We start from the raw sequence: 23,769 nt of genomic DNA, 5'->3' as shown, positions 1-23,769 counted from the left end.
CGGCCCGTCCGCAATGGCGCTGACCGATTTCCTTTCCCGCCGGCTGCGGCCGGGCATTCCGGGCCGCGCCGCATCGGCGGCCGACCCCGACGCCATGCCGTCGCGCCACGTCCGCGTCACCGGATCGCTCAGCCGCCGGATGATTGTCATTGCGACGGCGTGGATCCTGCTGCTGCTGGCCGGGGGCGGCTTCGCGCTCGACCGGGTGTTGACCAGCACGATCACCCGCACCTTTGACGACCAGCTGACCTATGTCCTGAAAACGCTGATCCTGTCCGCCGAAATCGGGCCGGAGGGCGAAGTGATCCTGAACCGCGAACTCGCCGATCAGCGGTTTCTGGAACCCAGCTCCGGCTTTTACTGGCAGGTCAGCGGCGGCACCAGCGAACCCTTTCCCTCCCGATCGCTCTGGGACCGGCGGCTGCGCACCGACGCCGATCATGCCGATCGCGGCGTCCATATCTATGACAGCCGCCAGTTCCGGGGCGAGGTGCTGCGCGTCGCCGAACGCGATGCGCAATTGCCCGGATCGCAGGTGGTCTGGCGGTTTCAGGTTGCGCGCGACCGCAACGAACTGAACGCGCAGCTGACCGAACTGGATCAGACGGTGGTGCGCAGCTTTGCCCTGCTCGGCCTTGGCCTGATCGTCATGGCGGCGCTTCAGACCTGGTACGGCCTGTTGCCGCTGCGCCGGGTGCAGCGCGAAATCAGCGCCCTGCGCACCGGAGCCAGCACCCGCGTCGCCGGGGAAATGCCGGCCGAGGTCGCCCCGATGATCGAGGAACTGAATGCGCTGGTCGCCCATAACGACCGCCAGGCCGAAGAGGCGCGGCGTCACGCCGGCAATCTGGCCCATGCGCTGAAAACCCCGCTGACCGTCATCATGAATGCCGCCGCCGCCGGCCAGGCCGATCTGGCCGATACCGTGATCCGCGAAGCGCGCACGATGCGGCGACAGGTGGATCATCATCTCGCCCGCGCCCGCGCCGTCGGCAGGCGCGGGTCGGCGCATACCCGCACCCCCGTCTGGGCGGCGGTCGAGGCGGTCGAGCGCGCCGTTGCCCGCCTGTACCCCAATGTCCGCATCGACACGACCGGGCAGACCACGGCGCAGGCGCGGATCGAGCGACAGGATCTGGACGAGATTCTGGGCAACCTCGTCGAAAATGCCGCCAAATATGGCGGTGGCAGTGTGTTCGTGACCGTGGTTGCCGAGGCAGGCTATGTCGAGATTCAGGTCGAGGATGACGGCATGGGCATCCCGGAGGCGGACCGGATCCGCATCTTCGATCGCGGCGTGCGGCTCGATTCGGGCAAGCCCGGCACCGGGCTTGGCCTGGCCATCGTCCGCGACGTCGCCGAACTGTACGAAGGCACGGTGACGCTTGAGGAAAGCGAGGATCTGGGCGGGCTGCTGGTGCGGTTGAGGCTGCCTGCCGCAGGGTGAGCGTTTGCTTTCACCGGCTGGCGCAGTAAGGGCAGCGGCGATGCTGCCCGCGCTCGCTCATGTCGATACCTGGATCTTCGATCTGGACAACACGCTCTATCCGGCGTCGACAAACCTGTTCGCGCGGATCGATGCGCGGATGACCGATTATGTCGCGCGCCTGCTCGGCCTGCCGCACGATCAGGCCTATGCCCTGCAAAAACGCTATTATTTCGATCACGGCACCACGCTTGCCGGGCTGATGGCGCTGCACGGCGTCGATCCCCAGCATTTCCTCGACGATGTGCACGCGGTCGAACTGGATGTGGTCCAGCCCGACCCGGTGCTGGCCGCGCGTATCGCCGCCCTGCCGGGTCGCAAGCTGGTGTTCACCAACGGCGATACCGCCTATGCCGAACGGGTGCTGGACAAACGCGGGCTGGGCGGCGTGTTCGAATCCGTCTGCGACATCCTGGCCACCGGCCTGATCCCCAAACCCGATCCGCGCGCCTATGCCACGCTGTGCGCCGATCACCGCGTCACGCCGGAAACGGCGCTGTTTGCCGAGGATCTGGCCCGCAACCTGGCACCGGCCAAGGCGATCGGCATGGCGACCCTGTGGATCGACGGCGGGTCGGAACAGCCGCCAGCCGACGCCGTGCCCGACTATATCGACTTCACCACCCACGATCTGAGCCACTGGCTCGCCCAATTTGACGGGGAACCGCAATGACCGACGCGCTTGCCACCACCATTGATCAGGCCTGGGAAGACCGGGCCAGCCTGTCGCTCGATACCGCCGGTCCGGTGCGCGACGCGGTGGAGGCGGCGATCGCATTGCTCGATGCGGGCGAGGCGCGGGTGGCTGAACCGGACGGCGCGGGCGGCTGGCGGGTCAATCAATGGCTGAAGAAAGCGGTGCTCTTGTCGTTCCGCCTGAACGACAATGTCGTGATCGACGGCGGCGCGGCGGGCGCACCTGCGTTCGACAAGGTGCCCAGCAAGTTTGCCGGTTGGGACGATGCCCGGTTCCGCGCGGCCGGCTTTCGCGTCGTGCCCGGCGCGGTCGCCCGGCGCGGGTCGTTCATTGCCAAGGGCGCGATCCTGATGCCCAGCTTCGTCAATATCGGCGCCCATGTGGGTGAGGGGACGATGATCGACACCTGGGCCACGGTCGGATCCTGCGCCCAGATCGGCCGGAACGTGCACCTGTCCGGCGGGGCCGGAATCGGCGGCGTGCTGGAGCCGCTTCAGGCCGGACCCGTGGTGATCGAGGACGGCGCGTTCATCGGCGCCCGCGCCGAAGTGGCAGAGGGCGTGCGCGTGGGCGAAGGGGCGGTGCTCTCCATGGGCGTCTATCTGGGGGCGTCGACCAAGATCATCGACCGCGAAACGGGCGAGGTGCACCGCGGCCATGTCCCCCCTTATTCGGTGGTCGTCCCCGGCAGCACAGGCGGCGGCGACGGCAAGCCCGCGCTCTACTGCGCCGTCATCGTCAAGCGGGTGGATGCGCAGACCCGGTCGAAGACCAGCATCAACGACCTGCTGCGCGACTGATCGTCAGTCGCGGGCGAACTGCTCCAGGAAACCGCAGCGCTGGCACCGCCAGGTGGCGATGGGGATCGACGGCTTGGGCAGCTTGACCGATCCCCACCAGCTTTTCACCGGGGTGCCGCGATACCAGTTCAGCACGGCGGCCATCCCGTCCGGCTTATGCGCGACAAAGCCCTCGGCCATCGCGCTCTGGCATTTGGGGCAGCTATGCGATCGCATGGCGATCCTCCCTTACAGCGCGGCCAGCCCGATCGCCAGCATCAGCGCCGATACGAGGAACAGCGCGTTGCGGTGGGTCCTGCGGGCAAAATAAACGGTCAGCATCATTCTTCTCCTTCATGTCTGGGCGGTCGGCCCCGCCGCGCCCGTTCCGGCTCCGCCAGCTTGACTCCCCGCCTGGCCAGCGCCTCGCGCAGCAGGCATTCGACCTGCGCATTGACGCTGCGCAGGTCGCCCGCCGCCGTCCGCTCGATCGCGGCATAGAGCGCGGGATCGAGGCGGAGGGGAAAGGCCTTGCGGGGCGGCGACGCCATGGATGGTCCTTACTGGTACAGCGATCCGGCATTGACGACCGGCTGGGTATCCCGCTCGCTGCACAGGACGACCATCAGGTTCGATACCATCGCCGCGCGGCGCTCGTCGTCCAGCTCGACGACGTTCTTCGCCGACAATTGCTCCAGCGCCAGTTCCACCATGCCGACCGCACCCTCGACCAGCTTCATGCGCGCCGCGATCACTGCCTCGGCCTGCTGCCGACGCAGCATCGCCTGGGCGATCTCCTGCGCATAGGCCAGGTGGGTCAGGCGGCATTCGTCGATCCGCACCCCGGCCATCGCCACCCGTTCCTGCAATTCGATCTGCAGCTCGTGGCTGACCGTATCGGCATCGCCGCGCAGCGTCGTCTTTTCCGATTCGAAATCGTCATAGGGATAGCGGCTGCCGATCGCGCGCACCGCGCTTTCGATCTGGATGTTCACGAACACCTTGTAATCATCGACATCGAACAGCGCCTGGGCGGTATCCGCCACCCGCCAGACCACGTTCGACGCGATCTCGATCGGATTGCCGCGCAGGTCGTTGATCTTGATCCGTTCGGACGTGACGTTGTGGATGCGCACCGACACCTTCTTCTTGGTCATCCACGGCCAGGTCCAGCGCAGGCCCGTGGTGCGGTCCGTGCCCTTGTAGTCCCCGAACAACAGGATCGCCGCCGCCTGGTTGGGCTGAAGCAGATAGAAGCCCGCGCTGTAGAACAGCAGCAGCAACAGGCCGACGAACGCCACCGCGACCTTCGCGCCCTTGGGCTCGACGAACCCCAGCGCAGCGATCGTCGCCGCGATCAGCACCGCCAGGAACACTAGCGGCCCGTACCCGCTCTTCGTCCTTGCCGCCCGTTCCTCGCTCCGCCTCAGCGAAGTGGCCGTCCCTGCGTCTATCATCCTAGCCTCCCGTTTAATGTGATATCACATTTATATCATTCGCTGCGGCAGGCAAGCGGAATCGGGTGGTATCCGCAATCCCCTTCCCTTCGCGCCGCCGGGCGCTAGGCTGGCGGCAACGATCAATCGGGGGGATGCCCATGAAACACCTGTTCGCAGCCTTGCTCGCCTGCGCTTCGTCCGCCGCCCTGGCTCAGGAGGCGCCGACCTTCATCCATGCCGGGCGCGTGATCGCAGAGCCGGGCAAGCCGCCGCTCGGCCCGACCACCATCGTCGTGCGCGCCGGCAAGGTCGCCGAATTGCGCGACGGCCATGTGCCTGCCGATTCGGGCGCGACTGTCATCGACCTTCGGGACAAGACCGTGCTGCCCGGCCTGATCGACCTGCACGTCCATCTCTGGGGCTTTCGCGGGGAACCGATCCAGACGCGGGCCACCGCGCTCAACCGCGACGTCACCGACGACCTGATCTTCGCCGCCGCCAACGCGAAGAAGACCATCCAGGCCGGCTTCACCACGGTCCGCGACCTGGGCGGCAATCCGCGCGGCATCCGCGCGCTGCGCGACGGCATCGCGCGCGGCGACATCGCCGGCCCGGCCATCGTCAATGCCGGCACGATGATCTCGGTCACCGGCGGGCACGGCGACGGCGCGAACGGCGTGCGCGAGGACGTGGCCGAGATGATCAAGGACGTTCAGGTCAATGTCTGCGACGGGGTGGAGGATTGCCGCCGCGCCGTCCGGCAACAGGTCGGGCTCGGCGCTCAGGTGATCAAGTTCGCCGCGACCGGCGGCGTCCTGTCCAACGTGTCGGGCGGGCTTGGCCGCGCTATGGAGCCGGACGAGATGCGCGCGATCATCGACACCGCGCACGCGCTCGGCCGCCGTGTCGCGGCGCACAGCCATGCGGCAGAGGGCACGCGCGCGGCGGTCGATGCCGGGGTCGATACCATCGACCATGGCACGTTCCTGGATGACGAGACGATCCGCGCGATGAAGGCCAAGGGCACCTGGCTCGTCCCCACCATGATGGCCCCGCGCGCGGCGCTCGCCCAGGCGCGCGGCGGCCAGCTGCCCCCCGCCACCATCCCCAAGGCGGAGGAAGCCGCCGCCGCCGCCATCGAAAGCCACAAGCGCGCCATCGCATCGGGCGTCAAGGTCGCGTTCGGCACCGATACCGGCGTCTCCCCGCACGGCGACAACGCACAGGAATTCGCCCTGATGGTCGAGGCGGGCATGACCCCGGCCCAGGCGATTCGCGCCGCCACGGTCAGCGCCGCCGAAGTGCTGGGCCAGTCCGCCGCCATCGGCACCCTGGCGCCCGGCAAGCAGGCGGATATCATCGCCGTCGACGGCGATCCGCTGGCCGATGTCCGCGTCCTGGAACGGGTGGCGTTCGTCATGGCCGACGGGGTTGTCCACAAGGATGATCGCTGACGGCCATCATCATGGTTGAGGCGGGTGACGTCATTGCCTAGACGCGCCAGCCTGATCTTCATGCAATCCGGGAATCATCCATGAGCGACAACATCTCCGCCGAACAGCTCCGCCTGCTCATCGAACGCATCGAGCGGCTGGAAGAGGAGAAAAAGGGCATCGCCGACGACATCAAGGACGTGTACGGCGAGGCGAAGGCGACCGGCTTCGACGTGAAGACGATGCGGTCCATCGTCCGCCTGCGGAAGATGGAAAAGCATCACCGCGAGGAAGCGGAAATGCTGCTTGAAACCTACAAGCAGGCGCTGGGTCTGGTATAACCCGGCGCACCGCCAGCAAGGAGAGACGCCATGATCCTCACCACCACCCCCACCATCCAGGGCCGCGAGATCCGGGAATATCACGGCGTCGTGGCTGGCGAGGTGATCGTCGGCGCCAACCTGTTCCGTGATCTGTTCGCCAATATCCGCGACATCGTCGGCGGCCGCTCGGGCAGCTATGAACGCGTGTTCCGCGAGGCGCGCGACGGCGCGTTCGAGGAAGTGAAGGCAGAGGCCCGGAAACTCGGTGCCAATGCGGTCATCGGCATCGACATCGATTACGAGGTCGTCGGCGACAAGGGCTCGATGCTGATGGTCTCCGTCTCCGGCACCGCCGTCACCCTGGCCTGAACCTCGCACCTTGATGCGGTCATGCTGAACTTGTTTCAGCATCCATTTCGCCTCTCGCGACGCGGCCAGAGGCAATATGGACCCTGAAACACGTTCAGGGTGACGTGAAGGGTAAGGCGGACGGGGCGTCCGTTCCCTCAACCCGCTCACCCTGAGCTTGTCGAAGGGTTGTCCTTTCTTCTAGGGGCAGGGGAAAGGGTGTCTCCGGCGCCTGTCCGTTCAACAGATTGAGAAACGAACCCCAATGGCAGGTCATTCGAAATTCAAGAACATCATGCACCGCAAGGGCGCGCAGGATAAGAAGCGCTCGGGCATGTTTTCCAAGCTGTCCCGCGAAATCACCGTCGCGGCCAAGATGGGCCTGCCCGATCCCGACATGAACCCGCGCCTGCGCGCCGCCGTCAACGCGGCCAAGGCGCAGTCCATGCCCAAGGACAATATCCAGCGCGCGATCGACAAGGCGTCGAAGGGCGATACCGAGAATTACGAGGAAATCCGGTACGAAGGCTTCGGCCCCGGCGGCGTGTCGCTGATCATCGAGGCGCTGACGGACAATCGCAACCGCACCGCCACCAATGTCCGCACCGCCGTGTCCAAGAATGGCGGCAATCTCGGTACGGTCGGTTCGGTCAGCCACGCCTTCGACCGGGTCGGCCTGATCAACTATCCCGCCAGTGCGGGTGACGCCGACCGGGTGTTCGAAGCGGCGCTGGAGGCGGGGGCCGAGGACGTGACCAGCAGCGAGGACGGCCACGAGATCTGGACCGCCGCCGATGCGTTGCACGAAGTCGCAAGCGCGCTGGAAGCTAAACTGGGCGAATCCGAGGGCGCCAAGCTTGCCTGGCGCCCCCAGACCATGGTCGACGTCGCCGAATCCGACGCCGCGACCCTGTTCAAGCTGATCGACGCGCTGGACGACGACGACGACGTCCAGACCGTCTGGGGCAATTACGAAGTCTCCGACGAGGTGATGGAGAAGCTGGGTTAGAACAGCAAATAGCCCCTCCCCTTCAGGCGAGGGGTTGGGGTGGGGGCGTGGCCACGGAACGAAACCTTCTCAATCGCGCCAAAGCAATGCGCCTCGACCCCGGCGAGTGGGAAAAACGCCTATGGCGGCACCTGTCGAACAGCCAGCTTGGCCATAAATTCCGCCGCCAGTCCGTCATCGCCCCCTATATCTGCGACTTCCTCTGCCCGGCAAAGGCGCTGATCATCGAGATCGACGGCGATACCCATGATCCCGCCGTCGATGCTCGCCGCGACCAGAGGCTGACCGAGCAGGGCTATCGAACCATCCGTTTTACGAACGCCGATGTGCGCGACAATATCGAAGGCGTGCTGCAGATCATCGTCTTCACGCTCGCGCAAATGCCAGACCGTTGGCCAAGCCAGCCCCACCCCAACCCCTCCCCTGAAGGGGAGGGGCTATCCGTGCAGCAATCCAAGCCCCTCCCGTTGAGCTGCGCTCGCCTGCGGCTCAGGGGAGGGGTTGGGGTGGGGGACGCCCGGCAAAAAACTGGCGGCGACCCATGCTGATCCTCGGCCTCGATCCGGGACTTGGCACCACCGGCTGGGGGCTGATCCGGGCGGAAGGCAACCGGCTGTCGCACCTTGCCAATGGCCAGCTCAGGACCGACGCCGGTGCACCGTTGCCCCGTCGCCTCGTTCATCTCGATGCGATGCTTGCCGCGCTGATCGCCGATCACACGCCGCAAGCCGCGGCGGTGGAGGAGGTTTTCGTCAACGCCAACCCGCAATCGACGCTGAAACTGGGTCAGGCGCGCGGCGTCGTGCTGTGTGCCGCCGCGCGGTCGGGCATCGATGTCGGCGAATATGCCGCGCGGCTGGTCAAGAAGGCGGTGGTCGGCGTCGGCAATGCGGACAAGGCGCAGGTGCACGCCATGGTCGCCCGGCTGCTCCCCGGCGCGAAGATCGCGGGCGCGGACGCCGCCGATGCGCTCGCCGTTGCCATCTGCCATGCCCATCACGCCGCCAGCGCTCGGGCGCTTGGGCCGAGATAGCGGTACACCCCTTTCCTATCCGGCCCCGCTGCTGTTAGCTGGCAGGATGATCCAACTCCCTCCCGCCGCCACCGTCCAGCCGCCCGTCGGATCACCCGTCCGAGGACGATTCCGGGGGGGACGCAGCACCACCTTCGCCACCTTTCGCGGGCGCGCGGCCCGATGATCGCCCATCTGAAGGGGGAGCTTGTCGCCACCGCCAGCGATCATGCCGTCATCGATGTGAACGGCGTCGGCTATCTGGTCGGCGCATCGGCCCGCACGCTGGAGGCGATCGGCCCCGTTGGCGGCACGGTGAAACTGTACACCGAAATGCTGGTGGGGGAGGATTTCATCCGGCTGGTCGGCTTTGCCACGGCGGAGGAGGGCGACTGGTTCCGGCTGCTCACCGGGGTTCAGGGGGTGGGGGCAAAGGTTGCGCTGGCGATCCTTTCCATCCTGCCGCCCGCCGACCTGCACCGCGCCATTGCGGGCCAGGACAAGGCGATGGTTGCCCGGGCGAACGGCGTTGGCCCGAAACTGGCCGAACGGATCGTGCGCGAACTGAAGGACCGGGCCGGGGGCACGCCCCTGGCCGCGGGGCCGTCGCTGGCTGCGGGATCGGCACCGGCGGCCGGGCATGGGCCGGATGCGGTGTCCGCCCTCCTCAATCTGGGCTTTCGTCCGGCCGAGGCATCGGCAGCGGTGCGATCCGCCGAAGACGCGCTGGGCGGCGCGGCCACGCTCGACGCGCTGGTGCGAGAGGCATTGAAGCGCGCAGCGCGATAGGCGCAAGCAATCGATTTCTTTCCACAATATCGCTTGCCTATCGGATTGATAGCGGTACCATCCAAAACTCAGACCGGAAGCATATCCGGCAGAAGTTGAAAGGGCCGTTCAGCGGCCGGGTGGGAGAAGGATGATGAAGCCCTATTCACGACGTGAAACCATTGCGCTTGCCGGTGCGCTCGGCCTGACCGCTTGTGGCGGTGGCAGCAGCGGCGGCGGTGGCTCGATTTCGGGGCCAAGCCCCACGCCGACCCCCACGCCAACCCCTACCCCTACCCCTACGCCGACGCCGACGCCCACACCAACGCCTACACCCACCCCCACCCCGACGCCGACCGGCACCATCGCCGCGGCTGCCGCGGCAAAGGGGATGCGGTTCGGATCGACGCTCGCCTGGGCCGCGCCCGGTGCGGATGCGGGGTCGTTCAACAACCCGGCCTATGCCGCGCTGCTCGAACGCGATTGCCAGCTGCTCGTCCCCGAAAACGAGATGAAGTGGGAATATCAGTCCAGCGCCGAAAACGTCTATAACTGGACCCGTGCGGACGAAATGATCGCCTATGCCACGTCAAAGGGCATGGAAGTGCGCGGCCATGTGATGCTCTGGTACATCCAGGAACGCTTTCCCGCCTGGCTGCGCACTTACGACATGGGGGCCAATCCCAAGGCGACGGCCGAGCGGCTGGTGCGCACCCATGTCCAAAATGTCGCCCGCCATTTCGGCAACCGGATCAAGAGCTGGGACGTGGTGAACGAGGCGATCGAGGGCAACGGCCAGATCCGCACCAACATCCTGCATCAGGCCTATAGCGGTGCCGAGCGCAACGCGCGGGAGCCGAACATCCTCGACGTCGCCTTCCGCACCGCGCGCGAGGAACTGCCGAACGCCGAACTGGTCTATAACGACTATATGGACTGGGGCTCGACCGAGCATCGCAACGGCGTGCTGCGGCTGCTTCAGGGGTTCCGCGACCGGAACGTGCCGATCGACACGCTGGGCATCCAGTCGCATATCGGCTTTTACTCCTCGGGCACGGCCCAGGACATCGCCAATGCCCAGATCCCGGCGATGCGCACCTGGCTCGATCAGGTGACGGCGCTCGGCTACAAGCTGATGATCACCGAATTCGACGTCAACGACCGCAGCCGCACCGGCACCATCGCCCAGCGCGACGCCGATGTCGCTGTCTATGGCAAGGCGTGGCTGGACCTGCTCTTCAGCTATCCACAGCTCAGGGACGTGCTGGCCTGGGGCATGAACGACAAATATAGCTGGCTGCAGAATTTCGGCTCGCCCCGCCCCGACGGCCTGCCGCTCCGTCCCTGTCCCTATGATTCCAGCGCCCAGCCGAAACAGCTGTACAGCGCGATCATCAACGCGTTCAACGCAACCACGGTCCGCCCGGCCGCGACCTGATTTCCGGCAATTGTCGGCGGGCGATGCGATCCATCAATCGCCCGCCGACGACCCACCGGGCCAGCGATGCGACACTGCCCGGTCCAGCGCGGCCAGATCGTCGGCATGGGTCAAAGCGGCGCGAGCCCTTTCCTCGGCCGACCGCGCCATGGCGATGAAACCGTCCAGTCCCTCCGGCCGGGTCCGGGCAAGCGACCGCAGCATCTTCTGGATGCGGATCGCCACTTCGACCATGCCGGCGCCGTCGCGGGCCACCGGCCGCACCAGATCGTCGAGCAGGTCGGCCAGCATCAGCGGCGGCATCCGGACCGGTCCGGTCGTCTGCCCCGCATCCGGCTCCGCGTCGAACAATGCCGTCATCACCCGCGCCCCGGATTCCAGCGCGGAAATCGCGGTTCCCGGATCGTTGACCGCCGGCGACAGCGCGCGACAGGCAGTTTCGGCCAGCACGACCAGGCTCAGCCGCGGATCATGGTAGAACCGCCGACCATCGGCGATGGTAAAGGCATCGATCAGCGCCTGGCGGCACTCGGTCACGTCCCCCACGATCCACGCAAGCGGCCGCCCCGGCTCGACCATCGCCCCCGGTGCGGCGTCGATGATGATCGACAGGCGATGCGCCTCGCCCAGCTCGGCCAACGCCTCGACATCGACATGGGTCACCCTGCCGATCCGGTCGCAGCATAGCGGCGTGCCCGCCGGCTGACCGGTGGCCGCATCGTCTGCGGTCGACCAGCGAATGGCCCGGCCCGCCGTGCCGGCGGCCTTGCACCCCGCCTGTTCGATCCGGACGATCGTTTCGCTCACCCGCCCCAGATGCGCGACATGGTCGATCCAGCGCAGGAACGTCAGGATGATGACCGCGATGACGGCGATCGTCCCGATGAACAGGATGACCCGACCTTCATTGCCGTACACGCCCATCGCCAGCGCCACGATGCCGACAATGGCGAACAGGAAACTGCCCAGGAACGTCGCCAGCGCATTCTGGGCCAGCGGATCGTCGATCAGCAGCTGGACGGCGCGCGGCGTGATGGTGCTGGTCGCGCTGGCATAGGCCTGCACCATCGCGGTCAGGGAAAAGGTGGTGACGGCCAGCATGGTGGTGGCCAGGATATTCAGGATGCCGTCCACGGCCCCGGCACCGATCCTTGCCTCCAGATCGTCGGGCACGATCGGGGCCAGCCAGTATCCGATCAGTGCCAGGACGACTGCGAATCCCGAAAACAGGCTGGCCCTGACGCCCATCCTGCGCATTACCTGCCGGCACAGCCACCACCAGCGCTTCATTCCAGCCCCTCCCCGTCCCGCATCCGCCCCTTATCGTTCGGCCACGTCCAAACCGGCAAGCGCGGATAACGGTTCCCGCGATGTTCTCGACAGGACGGCTTGCCTGCGGCTAGGACGGGCAGCGTGACCGATCCCGACCGTATCCTGACCGCCGCGCGCCGCCCCGAGGATGTGGACGCTGCGCTGCGGCCCAAATCGCTGGACGATTTCGTCGGCCAGCGGGCGGCACGCGAGAATCTGCGCGTGTTCATCGATGCGGCACGCAGGCGCGGCGATGCGCTGGATCATGTCCTGTTCTTTGGTCCGCCGGGTCTTGGCAAGACGACGCTGGCCCAGATCATCGCCCGCGAGCTGGGCGTCGGCTTTCGCGCCACCTCCGGCCCGGTCATCGCCAAATCGGGCGACCTGGCCGCGCTGCTGACCAACTTGGAGGACGGCGACGTCCTGTTCATCGACGAGATCCACCGGCTGGCCCCGGCGGTAGAGGAAGTGCTCTATCCCGCGATGGAGGACCGCGCGCTCGATCTGATGATCGGGGAGGGGCCGTCGGCCCGGTCCGTGCGCATCGATCTGCCGCGCTTTACCCTGGTGGGTGCGACGACGCGCCAGGGGCTGTTGACCACCCCCTTGCGCGACCGGTTCGGCATTCCGGTCCGCCTGCAATTCTATTCGGTCGACGAACTGGAACGCGTCGTCACCCGCGCCGCCGGGCTGTTGGGGCTGGCCATCGCCCCGGACGGCGCGCGCGAGGTTGCCCGCCGGTCGCGCGGCACGCCCCGGATCGCCGGGCGGCTGCTCCGCCGGGTGCGGGACTTCGCCGATGTCGCCGGGGCGGCGGTGGTCGATGCCGGTGTCGCCGATGCCGCGCTGAACCGGTTGGAGGTGGATGCGCTGGGCCTGGATGCGATGGACCGGCGCTATCTGACCATGATCGCCGATGTCTATCGCGGCGGGCCGGTGGGGGTGGAGACGCTGGCCGCCGGCCTGTCGGAGCCGCGCGACACGATCGAGGAAGTGATCGAGCCCTATCTGATCCAGGTCGGCATGATCGCCCGCACCGCGCGCGGCCGCTGCCTGAACGGTGCGGCATGGCGGCATCTCGGCCTCGATCCGCCGCAAGGAGCGCAGGACGGCCTGTTCGATTGACGTCAAGTTGCGCGAAGACAAGCAAAATTGCGCCATGCGGGCTTTCCCCGCCGGTCGTTCGTCGGTAGCAGCATGGGCGGCATGGACGGGCACGGCACAGATCAACCGGCGACGGGCCGCTTCGACGGGCGCGAGCACCGCTTTCCACTGCGCGTCTATTTCGAGGACACCGACCTGTCCGGCATGGTCTATCACGCCAATTATCTGCGCTACATGGAACGGGCGCGGTCGGACATGCTGCGGGTCGCGGGGATCGATCAGCGTGCGGCGCATATGGCGGGGGACGGGGTCTATGCCATTCGCAACCTGACCATGCGCTACAACGCGCCCGCCGTGCTCGACGATGCCCTGTTGCTGCTCAGCCGGGTGATCCGGGTGCGGGCGGCGGCGGTCGATATTCATCAACGAGTCATGCGCGGTGCGGAACTTCTGGTCGAAGCCACGGTAGAGGCGGTGTTCGTCGCGCCATCCGGCCGGCCGCGCCGTCAGCCGCAACACTGGATGGACCGGTTCGCGCCGCTGGTCTGGCAAGGGGAATGATACGGACATGGAATTGAATCTGGCCACCGATCCGGCCTCGCTGTCGCCGCTGGCATTGTTCCTTCAGGCCGATATCGTTGTGAAAGCGGTGATGATCGGCCTGGCGCTGGCCAGCCTGTGGACCTGGTCGATCATCTTCGGTTTCCTGTTCCGGCTGGGCGGCGTCAACAAATCGATCGTCCGGTTCGAACGCGATTTCGACCGGGCACAGGATATCGACCTGCTCTATCGGCAGCGCGCGGATGGAGAGACGGCGATCGAACGCGTCTTTGCCGCCGGGGTAGAGGAATGGCGCAAATCCACCGCCGGCCACCGCATCGACCGCGACGGCACGCGCGAGCGGCTGGCCACCGCCATGGCGGGCCGGGTCGCGTTCGAGGTGGAAAAGCTGTCCGAACGGCTCAACTGGCTGGCCACCATCGGCTCGGTCGCGCCCTTCGTTGGCCTGTTCGGTACCGTTTGGGGCATCATGCGTAGTTTCAACGACATCGCCGCCGAACAGAATACTGCGCTGGCCGTGGTCGCGCCTGGCATTGCCGAGGCGCTGTTCGCCACCGCCATCGGCCTATTCGCGGCCATTCCGGCGGTCATCGCCTATAACCGGTTCAGCCACCGGGTGAACGGGGTGGAGGCCAAGCTGATGCGCTTTGCCGACAAATTCCACCTGCAACTCTCCCGCCAGCTGGAGGGGTAAGCGGCGATGGCGATGAACCTGCCCTCCGCCCGCGCCAGGGGCCGCCGCGCGCCGATGGCGGAAATCAACGTCACGCCGCTGGTCGACGTGATGCTGGTCCTGCTGATCATCTTCATGGTGACGGCACCGCTGTTGACCGCCGGCGTGTCGGTGAACCTGCCCGACAGCCGGGCCAAGGCGGTGGATCAGGATCAGGAGCCGATCGCCATTTCCATCGACGAAACCGGCGCGGTGTTCGTCGGGGAACAGGCTGTGGCGACGGATGCGCTGCCCGGCCAGCTTCAGGCGATTGCCGCCCGTGCCATCGACGGCACGCCGCCCCAGATCCTGCTGCGTGCCGACCGTAGCCTAGATTATGGGCGGGTGATGGCGGTGATGGGCGAACTCAACCGGGCGGGCCTGACCCGCGTGGCGCTGGTGACGACCCAGGGCGAGGGGCGCTGAGCGAGCATGGCGACCCTCGACCGCAGCGAATGGACGGGCTTCGGGATCGCCGCTGTCGCGCATCTGGGGTTGTTCGCGCTGCTGTCGGTCTTTCTGTCGCAGCCGCCGGTTACCGAACCGGTCAGCCCGCCGATGGACGTGTCGCTGATCGATGATGTCGCCCTGATTTCCCAGGCACCCCCGACGACCGAGGCTCCGGCAACGTCGGTCGCGCCCGATTTCGGCCCACCGGAAGACGCGGCGGCGCCCGAACCCGCGCCGGAGCCGCCCGCGCCGGAACCGGTGGCCAAGGTGGAGGCCCCCGCGCCAAAGCCGGTGCCAAAGCCCGTCGCGCCCAAGCCCCAGCCAAAGCCGCCCGCGGCAAAGGCGGATCGCACCCCGGCCAAGACGACCCCAGCTAGGCCGGCGCCAAAGGCCGCGGCCGCCCCGACCAAACAGGCTGGCACGGCGAAAAGCACCGCTCAGGCCCGGCCCACCGGCGGACGGCTGGGCGACAATTTCCTGAAAGGAATCGTCGCCAATGAAAGCCCCGGCAAGGGCGCGACGCCGCGCGGGGAACAGGTCGGAGCGCAGGCAGTGGCCAATCTGGCACAGGCAATCCAGCGCCAGGTGCAGCCCTGTGCCAACCGCATCCCGAATCCGGGGCCGGGCGCCAATGAGATCCGCTCGCGCATCCGGCTGCAATTGTCGCCTGACGGCACCATGTCCGCCCGGCCCCAGTTGCGCGGCCAGACCGGCCTGACCGACGAAAACCGCCGCTATGCCCAGCGCGTGGCCGAATTGGCCATCGCCGCGTTCATCCAGTGCGCGCCCTATGAACTGCCCGCCGACCTTTATGCCGGCGGCTGGGAAGACATCATCATCAATTACCGGTTGCCGTGATGCGCCTTCCTCTTGCCCTTTTTCCCCGATCCTATGCGACCGAACCCGGCCGCAGCCGTAAAGGAAGTCCGATGAGCCAATGGCTGTCCCCCCTGATCCGCGCCGCGATCCTTGCCATGGGGCTGGGTGCCGCGCCGGCGATGGCGCAGGTCGAGGTCGATATCGTCGGCGGCATTTCCGCCCCTGCCCCCATCGCCATCCCGGCGATGCCCACCCCGCAGAGCGAGGCGACCCCCGCCGGCTCGACCGAGGAGCTGGGCGTCAAGGTCGCCCAGATTATCACCGCCAACCTGACCAATTCCGGCCTGTTCAAGCCGCTTGGCCCCAATCAGGTGCGTGCCGTGGGCTTCCCCCAGGTGACGGCCCCCGATTTCGCCTATTGGGGCGGTACCGGCGCGCAGACGCTGGTTCAGGGGTTCGTGCGGGCCAATGGCAACGGCACGCTGACCGTCGGCTGTTATCTGTACGACGTGTTTGCTCGTACGGAGTTGACGCGGCAGGGCTTTGTCGTCTCGCCCGCCGACTGGCGGCGCGCAGCGCATAAATGTTCGGACGCCATCTATACCCGGCTGACGGGCGAGGGGCCGTATTTCGACAGCCGCATCGTCTATATCAGCGAAACCGGGCCGAAGGGGCGCCGGATCAAGCGGCTGGCGATCATGGATCAGGACGGGGAAAACCACCGCTTCCTGACCAATGGCCAGTCGATCGTGCTGACGCCGCGCCTGTCGCGCGACAATGGCCGCATCGTCTATATGAGTTATCTGAACGACAAGCCGACGCTGTACGTCTATGATCTGGCATCCGGGCGGCAACGCGCGCTGGTCAGCAATGTCAGCCTGGCCTTCGCCCCCCGCTTTTCTCCGGATGGCCGTTATGTGCTGTTCTCGATGGCGGTCAATGGCGATACCGACCTGTACCGCGTGCCCACCGATGGCGGCCGTCCTCAACAGCTGACGACGGCGCCCGGCATCGATACCGGCGGCAGCTATTCGCCCGATGGCAGCCGCATCGTCTTTGAAAGCGACCGTTCGGGCAGCCAGCAGCTCTATGTGATGAATGCCGACGGGTCGAACCAGCAACGGATCAGCTTCGGCGGCGGCCGCTATGCCACCCCGGCATGGAGCCCGCGCGGCGACCAGATCGCGTTCACCAAGATCGGTGGCGGCGCTTTCCGCATCGGCGTCATGTCCCCGTCCGGCGGCGGCGAAAAACTGCTGACCGAGGCGTGGGGCGATGAAGGGCCGAACTGGGCGCCCAATGGCCGCGTCCTCACCTATTTCCGCTCGGCCCAGGGGTCGGGTCGGGGCGATGTGTGGATCGTCGACCTGACCGGGGTCAATGAACGCCGTGTGCCGACCCCGCTTGATGGATCGGATCCGGATTGGGGGGCGTTGCGTCCCTGATGGGGCTTTCCATGGATCGATTCACTCGACAGGATCGTTCCAGCCCTGCAACCGAATATTTTGTCTGGACAAGGAAGCGCATATGTCTCGCCTGACTGCCACCCTCCTGATCTCAACCGCCCTGATCGCCACCGCCGGTTGCGCCAAGAAGCGTCCCGAGGTGCTGCCGCCCGGCCCGGGCGACGTCGGCACGGGCGTCACCGATCCCGGCACCGGCACCGGTGTCGTTCCCGGCTCGCGGGAGGATTTCCTGGCCAGTGTCGCGTCGGACACGGTCAATTTCGATCTCGACCGCTATCAGATCGATTCGCGCGCCGCGCAGATCCTGGACAGCCAGGCCCAGTGGCTTCAGCGCTATCCCAATGTCCGCATCACGATCGAGGGGCATTGCGACGAACGCGGCACGCGCGAATATAATCTGGCGCTGGGCGACCGCCGCGCCAATGCGGCAGCCAATTACCTGGCCGCCCGCGGCATCGCCCCGACGCGCATCACCACGATCAGCTATGGCAAGGAACGTCCCCTGGCGCTCGGTTCCGACGAATCCAGCTGGGCGCAGAACCGCCGCGCGGTCACCATCACGCTCCAGTAACGCCGGCCCGCTCGATCGGGCGGCATGACGGGGCGGGCCGACCACGGGGTCGGTCCGCCCCTGTCGTTATGGGGTTCAGGTGGACGGATCCTGCGCGACTGTCGGGTCGCTGGCCGGAAACGTATCGGCCAGCGCATCGTCCAGCGCCGCCTCGTCGCTCGGCACTTCGTTGCGCAGCATCGACAGGCGCATCCGCTCCAGCTGGTCCGGCGTCGCATCGCCCTGGTGCTTTGCCTTCCATTCGGCATAGGGCATGCCGTAAATCGCCTCGCGCGCGGCGTCCTTGTCCAACGCTGTATTCGTATTCTGCGATGCCTCCTGCACCCAGTCTGACAGGCAGTTGCGACAGAAACCGGCCAGCGCCATCAGCTCGATATTCTCCGCATCCGTGCGGTGCCGCAGGTGACGAACGAGCCGCCGGAATGCGGCGGCGGCAACGGCGTCGTCCAGTTGCTCAATTGTGGTCATGCGATCCCTCCTGTTGATCCTTTTGCGATTTGGGTTAGAGCCACAACCGGACAAAGCCAAGGAAGCCCCCAACCCATGACTATGGCCATCAGCCCCCGTTCCCGGAAGGTCCGCGTGCTTGCGACCCTGGGTCCGGCGAGCAGCACGCCCGAGATGATTGCCAAACTCTACGCGGCTGGTGCCGATGCGTTCCGCGTCAACATGAGCCATGGCGATCAGGCAGCAAAGATTCCGCTCATTCAGGCGATCCGCAGCCTGGAAAAACAGTTCGGCCGGCCCAGCACGATCCTGGCCGACCTTCAGGGACCGAAACTGCGCGTCGGCAAGTTCGCCGATGGCAGGGTCATCCTGGAAACCGGCAGCCGCTTCGTGCTCGACCGGTCCGATGCGCTGGGCGATGCCACCCGCGTCGAACTGCCGCACCGCGAGATTTTCGTCGCCATCGAAAAGGGCGCGCGGCTGTTGCTGGACGACGGCAAGCTGCGCCTGCGCGTGATCGAGCATGACGATCAGCGGATCGTGACCGAGGTCGAAGTGGGCGGCCCGCTGTCCAATTCAAAGGGGCTGAACGTGCCCGACGTCGTGCTGCCGATGGCGGCGTTGACGGACAAGGATCGCAGTGATCTGGCCTTTGCCGTGGAACAGGGCGTCGACTGGATCGCGCTCAGCTTCGTCCAGCGGCCCGACGACCTGGCGGAGGCGCGGCTGCTGATCCAGGGGCGGGCGGCGCTGCTCGCCAAGATCGAAAAGCCGAGCGCGGTCGCGCGGCTCGAGGAAATCGTCGAACAGTGCGACGGCGTGATGGTGGCGCGGGGCGATCTGGGCGTCGAACTGCCGCCGGAAACCGTGCCGCCGATGCAGAAGCGGATCGTCGAGACCGCCCGCCGCCTCGGCCGCCCGGTGATCGTCGCCACGCAGATGCTGGAATCGATGATCACCGCGCCGACGCCGACCCGCGCCGAGGTGTCGGACGTCGCCACCGCAGTCTATGACGGGGCCGACGCGATCATGCTGTCGGCGGAAAGCGCGGCCGGTGCCTGGCCCGAGGAATCGGTGGCGATGATGGATGCCATCGCCCAGGCGGTGGAACGCGATCCGGCGCATGGCGACCGGGTGCACTTTACCGTCACCACCCCCGATCCCACCACGGCAGATGCCCTGTCCGAAGCGGCGAAGAACATCGCCCAGACGACCGGGGCAAAGGCGATCATCTGTTTCACCCTGTCCGGCTCCACCGCCCGGCGCATGGCGCGCGAGCGGCCGTCCGTGCCGGTGCTGGTGCTGACCCCCAAACAGGAAACGGCCCGTCGCCTGGGCCTGCTCTGGGGCGTTCATGCCGTTCAGACCAAGGACGTCGCCAATTTCGAGGAAATGGTGGCAAAGGCCAAGCGGATGGCGCTGCGCCACGGCATCGCCGCTGCTGGCGACCGGGTGGTGGTCTGTGCCGGGGTGCCGTTCGGCGTGCCTGGATCGACCAATCTGGTCCATGTCGTGCGCATCATCGGTGACGAGCTTAAGGGTTATCGCGGCGCCTGACCGGGGGCGCCGGGTCGGGGCGGTGGCGGCGGGTCCGCAGCCGCCCCCCGCTTCAGCCGAGCAGTCTGACGCTCACCAGATGCGCGCGGAATGCGGCCGCGTCGGTGAACAGGACGGCATCGATGCCCATCGCCGACGCAGCGGCGATATTGTCCGGATTGTCATCGACGAACACCGCGTCTCCGGGGGCCAGGCCGAACCGGTCGAGCGCCAGCCGGTAGATGGCGGGATCGGGCTTCACCAGCTTTTCCTCGCCCGATACCACGATGTCGCGGAACCGGTCGAACAACGCGGCCTCGCGTGCGCGAAACGGCGGCCAGAATTCGTGGCTGAAATTGGTGATGGCGAACAACGGCACCCCGGCCTCGTCCAGCTCGGCGACGATTGCCGCCATGCCGTCGACCGGATCCTCGACCGTTTCGGAAAAGCGCGGGCCCCAGGCGGCGATCAACTCGGCGTGATGCGGATGGCGCGCGGTCAGTTCGGCGGCGCAATCGGCGAAATTGCGGCCGGCATCATGCTGGAAATGCCATTGCTGAGTGACGACATCGGCCAGAAACGCCTCAAGCGCCCGATCGTCGTCGATCAGGCGCCGATAAAGCGCATCCGGTCGCCAGTGAAACAACACATTGCCGACATCGAAGATGACGGCACGGGGGCGGGTCGTCATTCGACGTTCCTGCCCCGCAATGCGGCTCAGCCCTGGCGGGCCTTGAAGCGGGCCTGGGTCTTGTTGATGACGTAGATGCGGCCGCGACGGCGGATCACGCGGTTGTCCCGGTGACGATCCTTCAGCGACTTCAGCGAGTTGACGATCTTCATGATCGGCGGGCCTTGCAATTCGAATGAACAGGAGTTCCGGGGCCTGACCCCGAGCGAAGCGGTCGCCTAGTCGAGGGGCAGTCGTGAGTCAAGGCTTGGTGCGGCACGGCGGCACGCATCGGCATGGACACTGGCGCGGTTCCGGGCGTTGGGGCATGGTTGCCATGGGCGCTCGGTCCATGCGCCCGTGTCGTTCCGGTCGAAAGGTTGCCGATGCCTCGATTTGCCGTCATCCGCCCCGCCATGCTGATGCTGCCCGCCTGCGCGGTCCTCGCGTCGCTCGGTGCCTGTGCCACCACGCCGCGCCTGCCCCCGGCCAGCGCGATCCGCTATCATCTGGGCATGCCGATCGAACCGGGCACCATCGCGGTCGAGGCCTTGACCAGCGGCAGCGAACCCAGCCTGGCCTATCGCGCCTATCTGGATGCGGTCGCCGCCGAACTGGGCGATCTGGGCTTTACCCTGGTGCCCGACGGGCAGGCCGGGTCCAGCCGCTATGTCGCCGCGGTATCCTTCACCCGCGGCTCCGCCGGTTCGGTGCGCAGCGGATCGCCGGTGTCGATCGGGCTGGGCGGCGTGTCGGGATCCCTGGGCGGCGCGGTCGGCGGCGGGCTCAGCCTCGGCCTTGGCGGGCGCACCCGTGCGGTGACCGCAACGCAATTGTCGGTGCAGCTGCGCCGGCGGGACGACGGCACGACCATCTGGGAAGGACGCGCCGAAACCCAGTCGATCGATGCGACCCCTGCCGGCGATCCGGCCGCCGTCGCCGCCCGGTTGGCCGATGCGATGTTCGATCGCTTTCCCGGCGAATCCGGCATCACCGTGACGGTGGAATGAGCGCGCCGATGAGCGTCATCGTCAACGCCGCGTTCGACAGCGGCAACATCGATCTGGTGGGGATGGAAGGCGACCGGGTGGATCTGAAGATCCGGCCGGACCGCCAGTCCGAATTCTATCAATGGTTTCATTTCCGCGTCAGTGGGGCGCGGGGCCGGACGCTCACCTTTCGCATCCTGAATGCGGGCGGCGCCGCCTATGCCTTTGGCTGGCCGGGCTATCGCACGCGGGTCAGCACGGATCGCCGCCACTGGCCGATGACCGATACGAACTATGCCGACGGCGTGCTCAGCTTTACGCACCGGTTCGACGGCGATGTCGCCTGGTTCGCCTATTTCGCGCCCTATTCGATGGAACGGCATGACGATCTGATCGCACGGATGGCAGCGATGCCGGGGGTGCGGCACCGCGCGCTTGGCCTGTCGCTCGACGGCCAGCCCATCGATTGCCTGACCCTGGGCGACGGGCCGAAACCGGTCTGGCTCTATGCCCGCCAGCATCCGGGCGAAAGCATGGCCGAATGGTGGGCGGAAGGGGCGCTGGAAAAGCTGACCGATCCCGCCGATCCGCAGGCGCGGCTGCTACGCGAAAAGGCGACCTTTCACATCGTACCCAACATGAACCCGGATGGATCGCGACGTGGCCATTTGCGAACTAATGCGGTTGGTGTGAACCTCAACCGCGAATGGCATGCCCCAACGCCCGAGCGTAGCCCGGAAGTGCTTTGCGTCCGGAGCGCCATGGACGAAACCGGCGTCGCCTTTGCCATGGACGTGCACGGGGACGAGGCGATCCCGGCCAATTTCCTTGCGGGGTTCGAGGGGATTCCGGGCTGGACGGACGCGCTGGGCGACAAATTCTACGCCTATGCCCGGGCGCTCGCGGCCAGTTCGCCGCTGTTCCAGACGGAAAAGGGCTATGAAAAGGCGCGGCCGGGCCGGGCGAACCTGTCCATGTCCACCAATCAGCTGGCGGAACGGTTCGGCGCGGTGGCGATGACCCTGGAAATGCCGTTCAAGGATCACGATCCCGCGCCGGATCCGGTCAATGGCTGGTCGCCCGAGCGGTGCAAGGCGCTGGCCCATGCCTGCCTGGACACGCTGGCGGGCTTTGTCGACCGGCTATGACCCTGGCGATCCGGGCTGGCGGGCTCGACCATCCGGCAGTGCTCGCGCTGCTGCGCATCCATGCCGACGGCATGCTGGCGGCGTCGCCGCCTAATGCCTGCCATTTCCTCGACCTGTCGGGCCTGCAACGGAGCGATGTCAGCTTCTACTCCGCTTGGGACGGCGACGATCTGGCCGGCATCGGCGCGCTCAAGCGGCTGGACGCGGATCATGGCGAACTGAAATCCATGCGGGTCGCCGCGCCCCATCTGGGCCGGGGCGTCGGGCGTGCGCTGCTCGACCATCTGATCGGACAGGCGCGGGCGGCGGGGATGACGCGGCTCAGCCTGGAAACCGGCACCACGCCACCCTTCGCCCCGGCGCTGGCGCTCTATGCCGGTGCGGGGTTTCGGCCATGCGCCGCGTTCGGCGACTATCGGGACGGCAATGCGTTCAACCGCTTCCTGACGCGCGCGATCTAGGGTAGCGGCTGCGCAACCCCCATTACGCGAAAGGAACGCCATGCCCACGCTCGTCCTGATCCGCCACGGCCAGTCCGCCTGGAATCTGGAAAACCGCTTTACCGGCTGGTGGGATGTCGCCCTGACCGAACAGGGTGTTGCAGAGGCGCGCGATGCCGGGCGGATGCTGGCGGACAAGGGGTTCGATTTCGACATCGCCTATACCTCGCTTCAGACCCGTGCGATCAAGACGCTCAATCTGGCGCTGGAGGAAATGGGCCGGCTGTGGCTGCCGGTGGTCAAGGACTGGCGCCTGAACGAACGGCATTATGGTGGCCTGACCGGGCTGAACAAGGCGGAGACGGCGGCCCGCCACGGCGAGGAACAGGTGCATGTCTGGCGCCGCAGCTTCGATATCCCGCCGCCGCCGATGGAAGCGGGTAGCGACTATGATCTGGCCGCCGACCGACGCTATGCGGGAATAGAAATCCCCGCCACCGAAAGCCTGAAGGATACCATCGCCCGCGTCCTGCCCTATTGGGACAGCGTCATCGCCCCCGATCTGCGCGCGGGCAAGCGGGTGGTCATCTCGGCGCACGGCAATTCGCTGCGCGCGCTGGTCAAGCATCTGTCGGGCATTTCGGACGCAGACATCGCCGCCCTGGAAATCCCGACCGGTCAGCCCATCGTCTATCAGCTGGACGACGATCTGGCCGCGACCGACCGCTATTATCTGTCCGAACGCTGACCGCCCGGCGGTCCATGCTGCCATCCCGGACCAGGGGGGAAAGGTCCGGGATGGCGGCGGACGAT

30 protein-coding genes are annotated in these 23,769 nt (G+C 66.8%); 23 read left to right on the top strand and 7 right to left on the bottom strand.

The genetic code is table 11. The features are described from left to right. Positions 1–94: 94 nt before the first annotated feature. From ACPVPU_RS02205 to dapD, 3 genes are read left to right on the top strand one after another with little or no spacing between them, the layout of a single operon-like run. Positions 95–1,447 carry a sensor histidine kinase gene (locus tag ACPVPU_RS02205; RefSeq protein ID WP_448660582.1) on the top strand — a complete coding sequence of 451 codons (1,353 nt, stop codon included), beginning with the start codon at positions 95–97 and terminating at the stop codon, positions 1,445–1,447. Between the two features lie 40 nt (positions 1,448–1,487). Further along, positions 1,488–2,159, top strand: a complete 672-nt coding sequence (locus ACPVPU_RS02200) for a pyrimidine 5'-nucleotidase (protein WP_448659290.1) — start codon at positions 1,488–1,490, stop codon at positions 2,157–2,159. Then, positions 2,156–2,983, top strand: a complete 828-nt coding sequence (gene dapD, locus ACPVPU_RS02195; protein ID WP_448659289.1) for a 2,3,4,5-tetrahydropyridine-2,6-dicarboxylate N-succinyltransferase — start codon at positions 2,156–2,158, stop codon at positions 2,981–2,983. The genes ACPVPU_RS02200 and dapD overlap by 4 nt, the downstream gene beginning before the upstream one ends. A gap of 3 nt (positions 2,984–2,986) precedes the next feature. On the opposite strand, the gene ACPVPU_RS02190 is transcribed toward dapD, so the two are convergent. The 3 genes from ACPVPU_RS02190 to ACPVPU_RS02180 form a co-directional block, all read right to left on the bottom strand. Further along, positions 2,987–3,199, bottom strand: a complete 213-nt coding sequence (locus ACPVPU_RS02190) for a hypothetical protein (protein ID WP_448659288.1) — start codon at positions 3,197–3,199, stop codon at positions 2,987–2,989. Positions 3,200–3,303: 104 nt separating this feature from the next. Then, positions 3,304–3,513, bottom strand: a complete 210-nt coding sequence (locus ACPVPU_RS02185) for a toxin-antitoxin system HicB family antitoxin (protein ID WP_448659287.1) — start codon at positions 3,511–3,513, stop codon at positions 3,304–3,306. A gap of 9 nt (positions 3,514–3,522) precedes the next feature. Continuing rightward, complete coding sequence (locus ACPVPU_RS02180) at positions 3,523–4,419, bottom strand: SPFH domain-containing protein (RefSeq protein ID WP_448659286.1); 897 nt, start codon at positions 4,417–4,419, stop codon at positions 3,523–3,525. A 140-nt stretch (positions 4,420–4,559) separates the two neighbouring features. Here ACPVPU_RS02180 and ACPVPU_RS02175 point away from each other — a divergent pair, with 140 nt between their 5' ends. The 8 genes from ACPVPU_RS02175 (at position 4,560) to ACPVPU_RS02140 (ending at position 10,732) form a co-directional block, all read left to right on the top strand. Continuing rightward, a complete protein-coding gene (locus ACPVPU_RS02175) occupies positions 4,560–5,855 on the top strand; it encodes an amidohydrolase family protein (protein ID WP_448659285.1) in 1,296 nt (431 codons plus the stop codon). Between the two features lie 80 nt (positions 5,856–5,935). Continuing rightward, positions 5,936–6,175, top strand: a complete 240-nt coding sequence (locus ACPVPU_RS02170; protein ID WP_260020890.1) for a DUF2312 domain-containing protein — start codon at positions 5,936–5,938, stop codon at positions 6,173–6,175. Positions 6,176–6,205: 30 nt separating this feature from the next. Beyond that, positions 6,206–6,526 carry a heavy metal-binding domain-containing protein gene (locus tag ACPVPU_RS02165; protein WP_448659284.1) on the top strand — a complete coding sequence of 107 codons (321 nt, stop codon included), beginning with the start codon at positions 6,206–6,208 and terminating at the stop codon, positions 6,524–6,526. Positions 6,527–6,770: 244 nt separating this feature from the next. Continuing rightward, on the top strand, positions 6,771–7,514 hold the full coding sequence (locus ACPVPU_RS02160; protein WP_448659283.1) for a YebC/PmpR family DNA-binding transcriptional regulator: 744 nt from the start codon (positions 6,771–6,773) through the stop codon (positions 7,512–7,514). Positions 7,515–7,561: 47 nt separating this feature from the next. Next, a complete protein-coding gene (locus ACPVPU_RS02155; RefSeq protein ID WP_448659282.1) occupies positions 7,562–8,062 on the top strand; it encodes an endonuclease domain-containing protein in 501 nt (166 codons plus the stop codon). After that, positions 8,056–8,547, top strand: a complete 492-nt coding sequence (gene ruvC, locus ACPVPU_RS02150; RefSeq protein ID WP_448659281.1) for a crossover junction endodeoxyribonuclease RuvC — start codon at positions 8,056–8,058, stop codon at positions 8,545–8,547. Before ACPVPU_RS02155 ends, ruvC begins: the two co-directional genes overlap by 7 nt. Before the next feature lie 162 nt (positions 8,548–8,709). After that, positions 8,710–9,315 (top strand): Holliday junction branch migration protein RuvA, encoded by a 606-nt coding sequence (gene ruvA, locus ACPVPU_RS02145; protein ID WP_448659280.1) that lies wholly within the window; start codon positions 8,710–8,712, stop codon positions 9,313–9,315. 130 nt (positions 9,316–9,445) lie between these two features. Next, positions 9,446–10,732, top strand: a complete 1,287-nt coding sequence (locus tag ACPVPU_RS02140) for an endo-1,4-beta-xylanase (RefSeq protein ID WP_448659279.1) — start codon at positions 9,446–9,448, stop codon at positions 10,730–10,732. 33 nt (positions 10,733–10,765) lie between these two features. Here ACPVPU_RS02140 and ACPVPU_RS02135 read toward each other — a convergent pair whose 3' ends face one another. Further along, positions 10,766–12,022 (bottom strand): DUF2254 domain-containing protein, encoded by a 1,257-nt coding sequence (locus ACPVPU_RS02135; protein ID WP_448659278.1) that lies wholly within the window; start codon positions 12,020–12,022, stop codon positions 10,766–10,768. Positions 12,023–12,145: 123 nt separating this feature from the next. Between ACPVPU_RS02135 and ruvB the strand changes: the two genes are divergently transcribed. From ruvB to pal, 7 genes are all read left to right on the top strand, one after another. Then, positions 12,146–13,168: a Holliday junction branch migration DNA helicase RuvB gene (gene ruvB, locus ACPVPU_RS02130; RefSeq protein ID WP_448659277.1), complete on the top strand. Its 1,023-nt coding sequence runs from the start codon at positions 12,146–12,148 to the stop codon at positions 13,166–13,168. An 81-nt stretch (positions 13,169–13,249) separates the two neighbouring features. After that, complete coding sequence (locus tag ACPVPU_RS02125) at positions 13,250–13,708, top strand: YbgC/FadM family acyl-CoA thioesterase (RefSeq protein WP_448660580.1); 459 nt, start codon at positions 13,250–13,252, stop codon at positions 13,706–13,708. A 7-nt stretch (positions 13,709–13,715) separates the two neighbouring features. Beyond that, a complete protein-coding gene (gene tolQ / locus ACPVPU_RS02120; protein WP_448659276.1) occupies positions 13,716–14,402 on the top strand; it encodes a protein TolQ in 687 nt (228 codons plus the stop codon). A gap of 6 nt (positions 14,403–14,408) precedes the next feature. Continuing rightward, the gene (gene tolR, locus ACPVPU_RS02115; protein ID WP_448659275.1) at positions 14,409–14,846 is read left to right on the top strand and encodes a protein TolR; all 438 of its coding nucleotides are present in this window, start codon (positions 14,409–14,411) and stop codon (positions 14,844–14,846) included. 6 nt (positions 14,847–14,852) lie between these two features. Then, entirely contained in the window at positions 14,853–15,728 is an 876-nt protein-coding gene (locus tag ACPVPU_RS02110; protein WP_448659274.1) for a cell envelope biogenesis protein TolA, read from the top strand. A gap of 116 nt (positions 15,729–15,844) precedes the next feature. Next, on the top strand, positions 15,845–17,134 hold the full coding sequence (gene tolB / locus ACPVPU_RS02105; RefSeq protein WP_448660579.1) for a Tol-Pal system beta propeller repeat protein TolB: 1,290 nt from the start codon (positions 15,845–15,847) through the stop codon (positions 17,132–17,134). An 82-nt stretch (positions 17,135–17,216) separates the two neighbouring features. Next, positions 17,217–17,726, top strand: a complete 510-nt coding sequence (pal, locus tag ACPVPU_RS02100) for a peptidoglycan-associated lipoprotein Pal (RefSeq protein WP_448659273.1) — start codon at positions 17,217–17,219, stop codon at positions 17,724–17,726. Positions 17,727–17,801: 75 nt separating this feature from the next. Here pal and ACPVPU_RS02095 read toward each other — a convergent pair whose 3' ends face one another. After that, a complete protein-coding gene (locus tag ACPVPU_RS02095) occupies positions 17,802–18,194 on the bottom strand; it encodes a DUF1244 domain-containing protein (protein WP_448659272.1) in 393 nt (130 codons plus the stop codon). A gap of 75 nt (positions 18,195–18,269) precedes the next feature. On the opposite strand from ACPVPU_RS02095, the gene pyk reads away from it, so the two are divergent. Next, positions 18,270–19,730: a pyruvate kinase gene (gene pyk / locus ACPVPU_RS02090; protein ID WP_448659271.1), complete on the top strand. Its 1,461-nt coding sequence runs from the start codon at positions 18,270–18,272 to the stop codon at positions 19,728–19,730. A 52-nt stretch (positions 19,731–19,782) separates the two neighbouring features. On the opposite strand, the gene ACPVPU_RS02085 is transcribed toward pyk, so the two are convergent. Beyond that, positions 19,783–20,400, bottom strand: a complete 618-nt coding sequence (locus ACPVPU_RS02085) for an HAD family hydrolase (protein WP_448659270.1) — start codon at positions 20,398–20,400, stop codon at positions 19,783–19,785. A 26-nt stretch (positions 20,401–20,426) separates the two neighbouring features. Beyond that, positions 20,427–20,552 (bottom strand): type B 50S ribosomal protein L36, encoded by a 126-nt coding sequence (gene ykgO, locus ACPVPU_RS02080; RefSeq protein ID WP_260020881.1) that lies wholly within the window; start codon positions 20,550–20,552, stop codon positions 20,427–20,429. A gap of 213 nt (positions 20,553–20,765) precedes the next feature. On the opposite strand from ykgO, the gene ACPVPU_RS02075 reads away from it, so the two are divergent. From ACPVPU_RS02075 to gpmA, 4 genes are read left to right on the top strand one after another with little or no spacing between them, the layout of a single operon-like run. Further along, on the top strand, positions 20,766–21,389 hold the full coding sequence (locus ACPVPU_RS02075) for a DUF4136 domain-containing protein (RefSeq protein WP_448659269.1): 624 nt from the start codon (positions 20,766–20,768) through the stop codon (positions 21,387–21,389). Between the two features lie 8 nt (positions 21,390–21,397). Continuing rightward, complete coding sequence (locus ACPVPU_RS02070) at positions 21,398–22,516, top strand: M14 family metallopeptidase (protein WP_448659268.1); 1,119 nt, start codon at positions 21,398–21,400, stop codon at positions 22,514–22,516. After that, positions 22,513–22,977, top strand: a complete 465-nt coding sequence (locus tag ACPVPU_RS02065; protein ID WP_448659267.1) for a GNAT family N-acetyltransferase — start codon at positions 22,513–22,515, stop codon at positions 22,975–22,977. Before ACPVPU_RS02070 ends, ACPVPU_RS02065 begins: the two co-directional genes overlap by 4 nt. 40 nt (positions 22,978–23,017) lie before the next feature. Next, positions 23,018–23,704 carry a 2,3-diphosphoglycerate-dependent phosphoglycerate mutase gene (gpmA, locus tag ACPVPU_RS02060; RefSeq protein WP_448659266.1) on the top strand — a complete coding sequence of 229 codons (687 nt, stop codon included), beginning with the start codon at positions 23,018–23,020 and terminating at the stop codon, positions 23,702–23,704. The last annotated feature ends 65 nt before the right edge of the window (positions 23,705–23,769 follow it).

Source organism: Sphingomonas paludis, from assembly GCF_053502515.1.
Note: the sequence above shows the minus strand (reverse complement) of the source record. Positions and strands in the feature narration are given on the sequence as shown.

Coding starts and splice junctions, on each gene's coding strand:
- ACPVPU_RS02175 (WP_448659285.1), top strand. CDS start 4,560: ATGAAACACCTGTTCGCAGCCTTGCTCGCCTGCGCTTCGTCCGCCGCC.
- pal (WP_448659273.1), top strand. CDS start 17,217: ATGTCTCGCCTGACTGCCACCCTCCTGATCTCAACCGCCCTGATCGCC.
- tolB (WP_448660579.1), top strand. CDS start 15,845: ATGGGGCTGGGTGCCGCGCCGGCGATGGCGCAGGTCGAGGTCGATATC.
- pyk (WP_448659271.1), top strand. CDS start 18,270: ATGACTATGGCCATCAGCCCCCGTTCCCGGAAGGTCCGCGTGCTTGCG.
- ykgO (WP_260020881.1), bottom strand. CDS start 20,552: ATGAAGATCGTCAACTCGCTGAAGTCGCTGAAGGATCGTCACCGGGAC.
- ACPVPU_RS02095 (WP_448659272.1), bottom strand. CDS start 18,194: ATGACCACAATTGAGCAACTGGACGACGCCGTTGCCGCCGCCGCATTC.
- ACPVPU_RS02135 (WP_448659278.1), bottom strand. CDS start 12,022: ATGAAGCGCTGGTGGTGGCTGTGCCGGCAGGTAATGCGCAGGATGGGC.
- ACPVPU_RS02170 (WP_260020890.1), top strand. CDS start 5,936: ATGAGCGACAACATCTCCGCCGAACAGCTCCGCCTGCTCATCGAACGC.
- ACPVPU_RS02085 (WP_448659270.1), bottom strand. CDS start 20,400: ATGACGACCCGCCCCCGTGCCGTCATCTTCGATGTCGGCAATGTGTTG.
- ACPVPU_RS02110 (WP_448659274.1), top strand. CDS start 14,853: ATGGCGACCCTCGACCGCAGCGAATGGACGGGCTTCGGGATCGCCGCT.
- dapD (WP_448659289.1), top strand. CDS start 2,156: ATGACCGACGCGCTTGCCACCACCATTGATCAGGCCTGGGAAGACCGG.
- ACPVPU_RS02200 (WP_448659290.1), top strand. CDS start 1,488: ATGCTGCCCGCGCTCGCTCATGTCGATACCTGGATCTTCGATCTGGAC.
- tolQ (WP_448659276.1), top strand. CDS start 13,716: ATGGAATTGAATCTGGCCACCGATCCGGCCTCGCTGTCGCCGCTGGCA.
- ACPVPU_RS02165 (WP_448659284.1), top strand. CDS start 6,206: ATGATCCTCACCACCACCCCCACCATCCAGGGCCGCGAGATCCGGGAA.
- ACPVPU_RS02190 (WP_448659288.1), bottom strand. CDS start 3,199: ATGCGATCGCATAGCTGCCCCAAATGCCAGAGCGCGATGGCCGAGGGC.
- ACPVPU_RS02070 (WP_448659268.1), top strand. CDS start 21,398: ATGAGCGTCATCGTCAACGCCGCGTTCGACAGCGGCAACATCGATCTG.
- ruvC (WP_448659281.1), top strand. CDS start 8,056: ATGCTGATCCTCGGCCTCGATCCGGGACTTGGCACCACCGGCTGGGGG.
- gpmA (WP_448659266.1), top strand. CDS start 23,018: ATGCCCACGCTCGTCCTGATCCGCCACGGCCAGTCCGCCTGGAATCTG.
- ACPVPU_RS02185 (WP_448659287.1), bottom strand. CDS start 3,513: ATGGCGTCGCCGCCCCGCAAGGCCTTTCCCCTCCGCCTCGATCCCGCG.
- ACPVPU_RS02075 (WP_448659269.1), top strand. CDS start 20,766: ATGCCTCGATTTGCCGTCATCCGCCCCGCCATGCTGATGCTGCCCGCC.
- ruvA (WP_448659280.1), top strand. CDS start 8,710: ATGATCGCCCATCTGAAGGGGGAGCTTGTCGCCACCGCCAGCGATCAT.
- ACPVPU_RS02140 (WP_448659279.1), top strand. CDS start 9,446: ATGATGAAGCCCTATTCACGACGTGAAACCATTGCGCTTGCCGGTGCG.
- ACPVPU_RS02065 (WP_448659267.1), top strand. CDS start 22,513: ATGACCCTGGCGATCCGGGCTGGCGGGCTCGACCATCCGGCAGTGCTC.
- ACPVPU_RS02205 (WP_448660582.1), top strand. CDS start 95: ATGCCGTCGCGCCACGTCCGCGTCACCGGATCGCTCAGCCGCCGGATG.
- ACPVPU_RS02125 (WP_448660580.1), top strand. CDS start 13,250: ATGGACGGGCACGGCACAGATCAACCGGCGACGGGCCGCTTCGACGGG.
- tolR (WP_448659275.1), top strand. CDS start 14,409: ATGGCGATGAACCTGCCCTCCGCCCGCGCCAGGGGCCGCCGCGCGCCG.
- ACPVPU_RS02160 (WP_448659283.1), top strand. CDS start 6,771: ATGGCAGGTCATTCGAAATTCAAGAACATCATGCACCGCAAGGGCGCG.
- ACPVPU_RS02180 (WP_448659286.1), bottom strand. CDS start 4,419: ATGATAGACGCAGGGACGGCCACTTCGCTGAGGCGGAGCGAGGAACGG.